8 protein-coding genes are annotated in these 11739 nt (G+C 72.0%); 7 read left to right on the forward strand and 1 reads right to left on the reverse strand.

The genetic code is table 11. The features are described from left to right. Positions 1 to 26 precede the first annotated feature (26 nt). The 7 genes from ACGFWI_RS33450 to obgE all read left to right on the forward strand — a co-directional run bounded on the left by ACGFWI_RS33450 (position 27) and on the right by obgE (position 9078). A complete protein-coding gene (locus ACGFWI_RS33450) occupies positions 27 to 596 on the forward strand; it encodes a GNAT family N-acetyltransferase (RefSeq protein WP_393909809.1) in 570 nt (189 codons plus the stop codon). 49 nt (positions 597 to 645) lie between these two features. Next, the gene (locus ACGFWI_RS33455; protein WP_393909810.1) at positions 646 to 1830 is read left to right on the forward strand and encodes a hypothetical protein; all 1185 of its coding nucleotides are present in this window, start codon (positions 646 to 648) and stop codon (positions 1828 to 1830) included. Positions 1831 to 1878: 48 nt separating this feature from the next. Continuing rightward, a complete protein-coding gene (locus ACGFWI_RS33460; protein ID WP_393909811.1) occupies positions 1879 to 2679 on the forward strand; it encodes a TIGR03936 family radical SAM-associated protein in 801 nt (266 codons plus the stop codon). A gap of 220 nt (positions 2680 to 2899) precedes the next feature. Further along, the gene (locus ACGFWI_RS33465) at positions 2900 to 6664 is read left to right on the forward strand and encodes a ribonuclease E/G (protein WP_393909812.1); all 3765 of its coding nucleotides are present in this window, start codon (positions 2900 to 2902) and stop codon (positions 6662 to 6664) included. A gap of 226 nt (positions 6665 to 6890) precedes the next feature. After that, positions 6891 to 7211, forward strand: a complete 321-nt coding sequence (rplU, locus tag ACGFWI_RS33470) for a 50S ribosomal protein L21 (protein WP_030082047.1) — start codon at positions 6891 to 6893, stop codon at positions 7209 to 7211. Between the two features lie 14 nt (positions 7212 to 7225). Then, positions 7226 to 7483, forward strand: a complete 258-nt coding sequence (rpmA, locus tag ACGFWI_RS33475; RefSeq protein WP_393909813.1) for a 50S ribosomal protein L27 — start codon at positions 7226 to 7228, stop codon at positions 7481 to 7483. 158 nt (positions 7484 to 7641) lie between these two features. Then, positions 7642 to 9078 carry a GTPase ObgE gene (gene obgE / locus ACGFWI_RS33480; RefSeq protein ID WP_393909814.1) on the forward strand — a complete coding sequence of 479 codons (1437 nt, stop codon included), beginning with the start codon at positions 7642 to 7644 and terminating at the stop codon, positions 9076 to 9078. 132 nt (positions 9079 to 9210) lie between these two features. On the opposite strand, the gene ACGFWI_RS33485 is transcribed toward obgE, so the two are convergent. Beyond that, the gene (locus ACGFWI_RS33485) at positions 9211 to 11307 is read right to left on the reverse strand and encodes a hypothetical protein (RefSeq protein ID WP_393909815.1); all 2097 of its coding nucleotides are present in this window, start codon (positions 11305 to 11307) and stop codon (positions 9211 to 9213) included. Between the last annotated feature and the right edge of the window lie 432 nt (positions 11308 to 11739).

The following is an 11739-nucleotide window of genomic DNA, read 5'->3' on the forward strand; positions in this document are numbered from 1 at the left end:
GTGGCATGCTCGCGCACAATGAGGCGATGCCGCCGCAACTCGTCGCGCCCACCCTCGCCGTCCATGCCTCGTTCCTCGCCGCGATGGACGAGTTCCGTGCCGAGGGCGCGGAATCCGTGCCGCACTCCGGCCTGGCCCGCGAGCTGACGACCTGGCGCAGCCGCTGGCCGACCGCCGAAGGCTTCGCCGCCTACGTCGAGTTGGCCGGCGGTGTGCTGCGCGACCCACGCGTCGACGGTGTGGTCCCCATGACCACCCGCTGGTGGGTGGACGGGGACAGCTACCTGGGGCGGGTCACCTTCCGCCACCACCTCACCCCCTCCCTCCTCACCTGGGGCGGCCACATCGGCTACGCCGTACGACCCGGCGCCCGCCGCCGCGGCCACGCCACCGCGATACTGCGCGCCGCGCTGCCGGTCGCCCATCACGAGCTGGGCATCGACCCGGTGTTGGTCACCTGCGATGACACCAACACCGGCTCGCGTAGGGTCATCGAGGCCTGCGGCGGGGTCTTCGAGGACCAGCGCGACGAGAAGCTGCGCTACTGGATCTCCGCGGGAGCCGCCGCCTCACAGCGGCCGCACCGGCCCGTCTGAGGCGCCGGGGCAGGCAGGACAAGGACAGAAACGCAGGGGGAGATACAGGATGGAGCCCACTGACAAGGACCGGCGGGTGCCCGCCCGTTACGAGCCGGGCGAGGGCTGTGTGACCACGGTCATCCGGCTGCCGGTACGGATCGTGGTGCTGGTGCTCGTGGTGCCGGTGCGCCTGGTGTGGGATGCACTGACCGCCGCCGGCCGGGCCGTGCAGCGGAGCGTGCTGCGCCCTCTCGGCCGCGGCCTCGCCTGGCTGTGGCGCACCCTCGTGGCCGTCCCGGCGGCGTGGGCCTGGCGCACGCTGATCGTGATCCCCGTGGTGTGGGCCTGGCGCACCCTCGTCGTGCTCCCGATCGGGTGGATCTGGCGCACGCTGGTCGTCGCCCCCCTGGTGTGGCTGTGGCGCGCCGTCCTCGCGCCGGCCGGCCGGGGAATCGGCGCGGCGGTGGCGTGGCTGGTGCGGTATCTGCTGGTGCTCCCCGCCCAGTGGCTGTACACGTATGTGCTGACGCCGGTCGGGCACGGCATCGCCCGGGTGCTGCGCGGCCTGGGGGCGGCCCTGCGGTGGCTGGGCCGCGCGTTGTTCGTATGGCCGTGGGTGGCCCTGTGGCGGTATGTGCTGGCACCCGTCGGCCGGGGGATCGGCGCGGCCCTGGCGTGGCTGGTGCGGTATCTGCTGGTGCTCCCCGCGCAGTGGCTGTACGCATATGTGCTGACGCCGGCCGGACGCGGCCTCGCCTGGCTGGTACGCGGTATCGGCACCGTTCTCGCCACGCTCTTCCGGTGGCTCGTGATCGTCCCGCTGGTCGCTCTGTGGCGGTATGTGCTGGCGCCGGCCGGGCGGCTGCTGGCCGCCGTGGTGACGGTGGTCGTGCGCGAGGTCGGGTCGGCGCTCGGGCACTGCTGGCGGGCCGCCGGGATCGTCTCCCGGGCCATCGGCCGGTTCCTCGGCACGCTGCTGCGGTGGCTCCTCGTCGAACCGATCCGGTGGGCGTACCGCAACGTGCTCACCCCGCTCGGACACGGCATCAGGGACGGCATCTGGCGGCCGGTCCGGCAGGCGCTGCGCACCGCCCGCGAGACCGTGCGGCAGACCCGCAGGGAGATCCGGCGGGCGCTGTTCGGGGCGCCCGAGGAGCCCCGGCAGGCGGCCGATGCGCAGCCCCGCCGGGAACCGGAGGCTTCCCGGACACGTACTCTAGGTAGCAGTACGACCGCTCTCACGAAGGACTGAACGACACTGGGCAAGCGACAGCCCGAAGGCCCGCCGCCCGCACCGGCGGTGCAGCGCATCCGACTGCGCTACACCAAGCGCGGCCGCCTCCGGTTCACCAGCCACCGCGACTTCCAGCGCGCTTTCGAGCGGGCGCTGCGCCGCGCCGAGGTCCCCATGGCCTATTCGGCGGGCTTCACCCCGCACCCCAAGGTGTCGTACGCCAACGCCGCCCCGACCGGTACGGGCAGCGAGGCCGAGTATCTGGAGATCCAGCTCGCCGAGCGCCGCGATCCGGACGCTCTCCGCACCCTTCTCGACGAGTCGCTTCCGGACGGGCTCGATGTGACCGACGCCGTTGAGGCACACACGAGTGGTCTGGCCGACCGGCTCCAGGCCTCGGTGTGGGAGATCCGGCTCGACGGGGTCGAGGCATCGGCGGCCGAGCGCGCCGTCGAGGCGTTCCTCGCCGCCGAAGAAGTACAGGTCGAGCGGCGTACGAAAAACGGCATGCGGACCTTTGACGCGCGGGCCGCAGTGGCGCGTCTGGAGGCCGCCGACCACGACAGCGATAGGCCTGACGGCAAAGCCTGTGCGATACTGCGGCTGGTTGTTCGGCATCTGACACCTGCCGTTCGACCCGACGACGTCCTGTCCGGCCTCCGAGCTACGGCCGACCTGGCGCCGCCGGTCCCCGCAGCGGTGACCAGGCTGGCGCAGGGGCTGCTCGATGAGGAGTCCGGCGCGGTGACTGACCCGCTAGCGCCCGACCGCGACGCTGCCACGGCCGCCCCATCCACGGCCGCCGGGCTGAGTGCCGCGAAGGTGACGAGTGGGGCCTCCCCGGCAGCCGGGGAAGGTACTGCGTAGGACCGCCGTCGTCGCGTCGCCGATCAGCCAGGGAGCCACCCCGGTCCGGCAGACGCACTGACCAGGAGACTTTCGCCGGTCCCTGCCCTACGGGGATCGGCGAGCGAGACGACAGCTCCCGTGCGGCGCCCACGCCCCGGACAGCGGGACCGCGCTCATCACGCGGACCGCGGCCGGAATCAGGCGCGGCGCCCGGGAGCGTGACGGGAGAACCGCCCGCATGCTCGAGCCCATTGAGCCCACCCGCGCCACGCAGTCCGAGGACCGTGGTGCCGACGACAACCACTCACCCAGCGACACGCTGCCGCCACGCCGCCGGCGTCGTGCGGCGTCCCGGCCGGCCGGTCCGCCGGTGGCCGACGGTGCCGCCGAAGCCGCGGTGGTGAGCACCGAAGCCGCTGACGCGCCCGCGGCCGATCCGGCCCTCGACGAGGAAGCCACCGCATCCGCGGTCACCACCGGGGACGAGGCCAAGCCGGCCCGCACCCGCCGCCGCGCGACCCGTAAGGTCACCTCCCCGACCGGAGCCCCGCAGACCGGCGACGAGCCGGCCGAGGCACCCGCCGAACCCGCCGTCGAGGCATCCCCCGAGCCCGCCGTCGAGACGGCCGCCGTCGAGGAGCCGCAGGCCGAGGACGCCGCGCCGCGCCGCGGCCGCCGCCGGGCGACCCGCAAGGTGACCGCCCCCACCGGCTCCCCGCAGGCCGAGGCCGGCCAGGAGCCGGCCGCCGCCGAGGAGACCGCGCCCGCCGCGCAGCCCGTCGAGGCCGCCCCGGCCGCCGCCGAGGAGACCGAGGACGCCGCACCGCGCCGTTCCCGTCGCCGGGCGACCCGTAAGTCCACGGCTCCGGCCGGCGCCCCGCAGGTGAGCGCCGCCGACGAGGCCGTCGCCGAGAGCGCCGAGCAGGCCGCCCCCGCCGCCGAGGAGGAGGCCCCGGCTCCCGCGGAGGACGCCAAGCCGGCCCGCGCGCGCCGCCGTGCCACCCGTAAGGTCACCGCGCCCTCGGGTGCGCCGGAGGCCGCCGAGGAAGCCGCGGAGCCGGAAGCCGAGCAGGCGCCGGCCGCCGAGGCCGAGACGGCCGAGGCCCCCCGCCGTCGGGGGCGCCGCCGTGGCGAGCGTGCCGCCGAGCCCGCCGCCGAGGCGCCCCGCGCCGAGGAGGAGCCCGCCCAGGAGGCGCCGCAGCGCGGCCGCCGCCGGGCGCAGCGGCCGCCGACCGCCGTCTTCCAGGCGCCGGTCTTCACCGAGCCGATGTTCCAGACGCCGGAGAGCGCGGCCGCCGCCCATGCCGCGGCCCGCCAGGAGGAGACCCCGGCCGAGCCCGAGCAGGCCGTGGAGGAGCAGCCCGCCGCCGGTGCGCGCCGCCGTCGCCGTCGTGGCGCCCCGGCCGAGCCCGAGCAGGTGTCCGCCGCCCCCGTCGAGGAGCCGGCGGCCGAAGAAGCCGAAGAAGCCGAAGAAGTGGCCGAGCCGGAGGCCGAGCAGGCCGAGGGCGTCCACGGCGAGGACGAGTCCGGCGACCGCCCCTCGCGCCGCCGCCGCCGTGGTGGCCGTCGCCGCCGTCGCGGTGAGTCCGCCGAGGGCGGCGAGGAGCAGCCCTCCGAGGGCCGCGGTGCTGAGGAGCGGGAGAGCGCGCAGGCCGAGGCCGAGGAGGCCGACGAGCAGGAGGCGCAGGAGGAGTCCGACGAGCAGTCGGGCGGCTCCAGCAGCAGCCGCCGTCGTCGCCGTCGGCGCCGTCGCACCGGTGACGCCGGTGAGGGCGAGAGCGGAGGCGGGGACGACCCGGAGCGTACGGTCGTCAAGGTCCGCGAGCCCCGCAAGAAGGACGAGAGCACCAGCGCCGACGAGGTGCAGTCGATCAAGGGGTCGACGCGCCTGGAGGCCAAGAAGCAGCGCCGCCGGGAGGGCCGCGAGCAGGGCCGCCGCCGGGTGCCGATCATCACCGAGGCGGAGTTCCTCGCGCGCCGCGAGGCCGTCGAGCGGGTGATGGTCGTCCGCCAGAGCGGCGAGCGCACGCAGATCGGCGTCCTTGAGGACAACGTGCTCGTGGAGCACTTCGTCAACAAGGAGCAGGCGACCTCGTACGTCGGCAATGTCTACCTCGGCAAGGTGCAGAACGTCCTGCCGTCGATGGAGGCCGCCTTCGTCGACATCGGCAAGGGCCGCAACGCCGTGCTGTACGCCGGTGAGGTCAACTTCGAGGCGCTCGGCATGTCCAACGGCCCGCGCCGCATCGAGACCGCGCTGAAGTCCGGCCAGTCCGTGCTGGTGCAGGTCACCAAGGACCCGATCGGCCACAAGGGCGCCCGGCTCACCAGCCAGGTCTCGCTCCCCGGCCGTTACCTGGTCTATGTGCCCGAGGGCTCGATGACCGGTATCAGCCGCAAGCTCCCCGACACCGAGCGGGCGCGGCTGAAGCAGATCCTCAAGAAGATCGTCCCCGAGGACGCGGGCGTCATCGTCCGCACCGCCGCCGAGGGCGCGAGCGAGGACGAGCTGGCGCGCGACGTCCAGCGGCTGCAGGCGCAGTGGGAAGAGATCCAGAAGAAGGCCAAGAGCGGCGGCAGCTCCAACGCGCCGAGCCTGCTCTACGGCGAGCCGGACATGACCGTCCGGGTCGTCCGCGACATCTTCAACGAGGACTTCTCCAAGGTCATCGTCAGTGGTGACGAGGCGTGGGAGACCATCCACGGCTATGTCGCGCACGTCGCCCCGGACCTCACCGACCGGCTGCAGAAGTGGACTTCGGACGTCGATGTCTTCGCGACGTACCGCATCGACGAGCAGCTGATGAAGGCGCTGGACCGCAAGGTCTGGCTGCCCAGCGGTGGTTCGCTGGTGATCGACAAGACCGAAGCGATGGTCGTGATCGACGTCAACACCGGGAAGTTCACCGGTCAGGGCGGCAATCTCGAGGAGACGGTCACCAGGAACAACCTGGAGGCGGCCGAGGAGATCGTGCGCCAGCTGCGGCTGCGCGACCTCGGCGGCATCGTCGTCATCGACTTCATCGACATGGTGCTGGAGTCCAACCGGGATCTGGTGCTGCGGCGGATGCTGGAGTGCCTGGGCCGGGACCGTACGAAGCACCAGGTCGCCGAAGTCACCTCGCTCGGGCTGGTCCAGATGACCCGTAAGCGGGTCGGCCAGGGCCTGTTGGAGTCCTTCTCCGAGTCGTGTGTGCACTGCAACGGCCGCGGCGTCATCGTCCACATGGACCAGCCGACGGCGGTCGGCGGCGGTGGCAAGCGCAAGAAGAAGGGCAAGGGCGCCCAGCCCGAGCCGCATGTCCACGAGGCCGAGGTCGTCGAGCCGACGCCGGACGGTGGCGCCCCGGAGCTGGAGCCCGCCCCCGTGACGGAGGCCGAGCTGCAGCCCGCGGTGGACGGGACCGACGAATGGTTCAGCAGCCCCGCCGAGGCCGAGGCGGCCGCCGGACGCGGCCGTGGCCGTCGCCGGGCGAGCCGTAAGGCGTCCGCTCCTGCGGGTGCCCCCAAGGCTGCCGAGGAGGCCGCCGCGATCGTGGTGCCGGCCGAGCCGGAGAAGGCCCCGGAGCCGGTCGCCGAGGCGCCCGCCGCTGAGCCCGCACCGGCCCGTCCGCGCCGTCGGGCGACCCGTAAGGCGACCGCTCCCGCGGGTGCTCCCAAGGTTGCCGAGGAGGCCGCCGCGATCGTGGTGCAGGCCGAGCCGGTCACCGAGCCGGCCGAGGTCACGGAGCCCGCCGAGGGCGCCGAGGCGGAGGCGGAGCCCGCGGCCAAGAAGACCGCGAAGAAGGCGACGGCCAAGAAGGCCGCGGCCAAGAAGACCGCGGCGAAGAAGACCACGGCCAAGAAGACGGCGGCGAAGACCACCACCGCCAAGAAGGCCACGGCGAAGAAGACCACCACGAAGAAGGCGGCTCCGAAGAAGACGACGAAGGCGGCGGCCAAGAAGACCGCTGCCGCCGAGCAGGCCTCGGTGGCGTCGGTGTCGGCTTCCACGGAGGACTGAGCAGCAGGGCCGTGCCCCGGACCGTCAGCGGTCCGGGGCCGGTTTGACCCCCTGGTCAAGGCCCCGTAACCTTGACCGTCGGTGTCTGTGACACCAAACCCCTGAGCAAACACCTCTCGGTCCGCCGAGGGAGGCCGCTCGTCCACTCGGATTCCACGGGCCCTTTCCCGAGCCCGTGTGAGCGGCTGGCATCAGAGGATCCGTTCCTAGCGAAAGAGAGTTCCGCGTGTACGCGATCGTGCGCACCGGCGGACGCCAGCAGAAGGTTGCTGTTGGCGACGTCATCGAGGTTGACCGCATTTCCACCAGCAAGGTCGGCGACACCGTCGAGCTCTCCACGCTGCTGGTCGTCGACGGTGACGCGGTTACCAGCGACCCGTGGGTCCTGGCCGGCGTGAAGGTCCAGGGCGAGGTCGTGGACCACCACAAGGGCGACAAGATCCGGATCCAGAAGTACAAGAACAAGACCGGTTACAAGAAGCGGATCGGCCACCGCCAGCTCCACACGGCGCTGAAGATCACCGGCATCGACGCTCCGGCGAAGTAAGGGACTGAGGAGACATGGCACACAAGAAGGGCGCATCGTCCACTCGGAACGGTCGCGACTCCAATGCTCAGCGGCTCGGCGTGAAGCGCTTCGGCGGTCAGGCCGTCCTCGCCGGTGAGATCCTGGTCCGCCAGCGTGGCACCCACTTCCACCCGGGCTCGGGCGTCGGCCGTGGCGGCGACGACACCCTGTTCGCCCTGGCTGCCGGTGCGGTGCAGTTCGGCACCCACCGTGGCCGCAAGGTCGTGAACATCGTCCCGGTCGCCGAGTAATTCCGGCCTGACCGAGCGATAGCTCAGCATCAGCATCACTCAGGGGCGGACCGCCTTTTCCCGCGAGAGCGGGAAGGCCGGTCCGCCCTTGCGTGTTAGTACAGAGACATTCGCGCAGTACAGCGACATACCCGTAGTTATCTGGAGGCACCCCCACCATGACCACCTTCGTGGACCGCGTCGAGCTGCACGTCGCCGCGGGTAACGGAGGCCACGGCGTGGCCTCCGTGATGCGGGAGAAGTTCAAACCGTTGGGCGGCCCGGACGGCGGCAACGGCGGCCGTGGCGGTGACGTGACCCTGGTCGTCGACCAGGACGTCACGACGCTTCTCGAATACCACCACCACCCGCACCGCAAGGCCACCAACGGCCAGCCGGGCGCGGGCGACAACCGCTCCGGCAAGAACGGCGAGGACCTGGTCCTGCCGGTCCCCGACGGCACCGTCGTCCTGGACCGCGCGGGCAATGTGCTCGCCGACCTCGTCGGCCAGGGCACCACCTTCATCGCCGGCCAGGGCGGCCGCGGCGGCCTCGGCAACGCCGCGCTGGCTTCGGCCCGCCGTAAGGCCCCCGGTTTCGCGCTGCTCGGCGAGCCCGGTGAGTCCCGCGACATCGTGCTGGAGCTCAAGACCGTCGCGGACGTCGCGCTGGTCGGCTACCCGAGCGCCGGCAAGTCCTCGTTGATCTCGGTGCTCTCCGCCGCCAAGCCCAAGATCGCCGACTACCCCTTCACCACCCTGGTGCCCAACCTCGGTGTGGTGACGGCCGGTTCGACCGTCTACACGATCGCGGACGTCCCCGGCCTGATTCCCGGCGCGAGCCAGGGCAAGGGCCTGGGCCTGGAGTTCCTGCGGCATGTCGAGCGCTGTGAGGTGCTCGTCCACGTCCTGGACACCGCGACCCTGGAGGCCGACCGTGACCCGGTCTCCGACCTTGACATCATCGAGGAGGAGCTCAAGCAGTACGGCGGCCTGGAGAACCGGCCCCGGATGGTCGTCCTCAACAAGATCGACGTTCCGGACGGCAAGGATCTCGCCGACATCATCCGCCCCGACCTGGAAGAGCGCGGCTACCTCGTGTTCGAGGTCTCCGCGGTCGCCCACATGGGCCTGAAGGAGCTGTCCTTCGCGCTCGCCGACGTCGTCTCCAAGGCCCGCGCCGCCAAGCCCGTGCAGGAAGCCACCCGTATCGTCATCCGGCCCAAGCCCGTGGACGACGCCGGCTTCACGATCACGGAGGAGGGCGAGAACTTCTTCCGCGTGCGCGGCGAGAAGCCCGAGCGCTGGGTCCGTCAGACCGACTTCAGCAACGACGAGGCCGTCGGCTACCTCGCCGACCGCCTCAACCGTCTCGGTGTCGAGGACGCGCTGCGCAAGGCAGGCGCGCACGCCGGCGACGGCATCGCCATCGGCCCCGAGGACAACGCGGTCGTCTTCGACTGGGAGCCCATGATGGCGGCCGGTGCGGAGATGCTGGGACGGCGTGGCGAGGACCACCGCCTGGAGGCGCCCCGGCCGGCCGCGCAGCGCCGCCGGGACCGGGACGAGGCGCGGGACGAGGCCGACCAGGAGTACGACGGCTTCCGGCCCTTCTGACGGTCCGCGTGACCGAGCCGCCCGGCGGTCCACGGCACGCCACAACGGGGAAGGCCCCCGGGAGGAGAACTCCCGGGGGCCTTCCCCGTTGTGGCTGCGCCGCGGCCGAAGCCGTGAGCGGCCCGCTGCGGCCTAGACGGCGGCCGTGGTGTCCGAGGCGCCGTTGGCCTCGTGCTCGGCCGTCTCGGAGGCGTCCACGTCCTCCTGAGAGCGCTGGCCGGGGATACCGGACAGCCGGTTCTCCATCCGGACGCGCCGCTCGTCGGCCTTCGCGGCCAGATCCAGCGCGGCCTGGTTGAAGCGGACCGACGACGGCGGGTCCGACGGGCCCAGCAGATGCTCCTTGAGCTCGGCCCGCTCCGCGGCCAGGGTGTCCTGCTCCGGGTTGCGGACCGCGTCGAGGAGACCGGCCACACCGCGCGCCTCGGGCGTGAGGATCGTCGCCGCCCGCACCGTCGGGAAGTTCGCCCGGAAGTCGTCCTCGCTCAGCCCCGAGGTGTTGGCGACCGCGTACGGCTTCTCGCTGGTCAGGTAGTCGGAGACGACGCTGGAGACATCGCTGATCAGCACGTCGGCCTGGTTGAAGCAGCTGAAGATGCCGGGGCGGGCGGTGGTGATGATGCGGTGCTCCCACCGGGGGAAGGAGTTCCAGTACGCCGCCTCCCAGGCGGTGACGGCCGCTTCGACGGCGGCGGCACGGCCCTCCTCCGGGGTGCCCTGCAGCCGCATCCGCTCCAGCTCGTCCGCGCTCTTGCGGAACGCGGACGTGGTCAGCCCATTCAGCTCCTCGGAGCAGCGGGCCAGCTCGGCGGCGGCCTCCGGGCCGGTCTGCGCCCCGCTGCGCCGGGTGTTCGCCTCCGTGATCATCGCCTGGATACGGCTGTTGGCGGCGCCCGCGCGCGGGTCCACGGAACCGGTCATCGGGTGCGGTTTGTACAGCAGTTGCACGTTCTCGTCGGCGAGCAGCTCGCGGACGATGTTCTCGCCCGCCAGGATCACCGAGGTGTTGCCCGGGTTGCCGTCCCAGCCCTCCCAGGTCGGGGCGTACAGCACGGTCGTCATCCGGTCGGCCGGGGCACTGTCCTGCTGCTGGATCGGCCGGATCGGGGCCAGCTGGGGGCGGCCGACCTCGACGACGTCCTTGTCCTCGACGCCGATGTCGGCGAGCTGGTAGCGGTCACGGGCCGCCGGGCCCGCCACCCACACCTCGTCGTACGCCTTCGCGTACGGGTTGCAGGAGGACAGCTTGTCGCTCTCGCCGTGGTTGGTGAAGGCGTGCTTGATGGAGGGGATCCGCAGGATCTGCGAGGTCTTGCCGGAGTTCGCCGGGTGCAGCAGGACCTTGAGCGCGGAGTGCTCCAGACGCATCAGGTTGGCGACCTTGGGGATGCAGACGATCGGTACGTCCGTGGCCTCGATCTTCTGCACCATGAAGCGCTCGCGGAGCACGATGATCGGGTTGCCGTCCAGGGCGGCCAGGGTGCTCAGCCACATGTTGGCCTGGTAGGCGGAGGAGGAGCCGCCGGAGAAGTACATGCCGACCGTGGGCCGGTACTCGGCCAGCCAGTTGTCCAGCCACTCCAGGGCCTGCTTCTCGCTGGCCACCCGCCTCTTGGGCAGCAGCCAGGTGCCCAGGTAGAGGGTGCCGCCGGCGGACAGGGCCAGGGAGACGGCAAGGCCGATGCCGCCCCAGTACGCGTCCGTGGTGATCGAGGTGAGCATCATGCCGACCGTGGTGGGCACGGAGAAGCGCAGCAGCCGGCGACCGGTCTGGCGGGAGAGGATGCGCGGCGGGGCGTCGGACAGCCGCAGTTCGCTCGCATCGATGTTGCGGGTCACGAACGGCAGGCTGCGGGTCCTGCGGACCAGCACGGCGACCGCCTGGCACACGAAGTGGGTGCCGTAGAAGAGGAGCAGGGTGATGGTGAGCGGCGCCTGCTCCTCAAGTGGGTTGATGCCGTCGATGTGCAGCAGGCCGACCAGTATCAGCATGTCGCGCAGCAACTGGCGCACCGTGACATCGAACCGGATCCGGCCGAGCACCGCGAGCAGGCCGGGCTGCTTGTGCTGGAGGACCAGGTCGAGACCGAGGTTGACCACGGATGCGGCGATGAACAGCGGAATGACGGGCAGCAGCGCACCGACCAACTGGGCGGTGAACGCGACCATCATCGCGAAGAGTGCCGCGAGCTGGACGGCTCGGCGGGGGGCGATTCCGGCGGAAGGCACGGGGGAGGGCTCCTGGCAGCACGAATGGTCAAAGGGGAGGCCGAGGGGGGCGGCCGGGTCCCGCGCTGCGACGCCGCCGGAGCGGCGAAACGGGACCGATGGACACCCGACCGTATGACCTTGTTGGCCTTGGTGACAATCTGCTGTGGCTCTCATCACCGCGAAAGCGGACCAATCGAACGCAACCTCTCGGCCTCGGCTGCCGTCTTAAGGGAAACCGCGTGGGTGGGAAAAATCCAGGAGGTGCGGCCCCTGTTCTGCGCGCCTCTCCGCCGTGCCGGGCCCGGCCGGTCCCGCCCCCGCAGGGTGTCCGCGGCGCGTCCGCCAGGCGATATCGCGAAGCGCCCGCAGGCCGCCCTGCCGTAGATTGCGCCCGTAGGGCCGTGGTGCGGGTCGGGCAATGATCCCCCGTACGGCGGTGGGATCGGCGAG

Source organism: Streptomyces sp. NPDC048434, assembly GCF_043200375.1.
GTDB lineage: Bacteria > Actinomycetota > Actinomycetes > Streptomycetales > Streptomycetaceae > Streptomyces.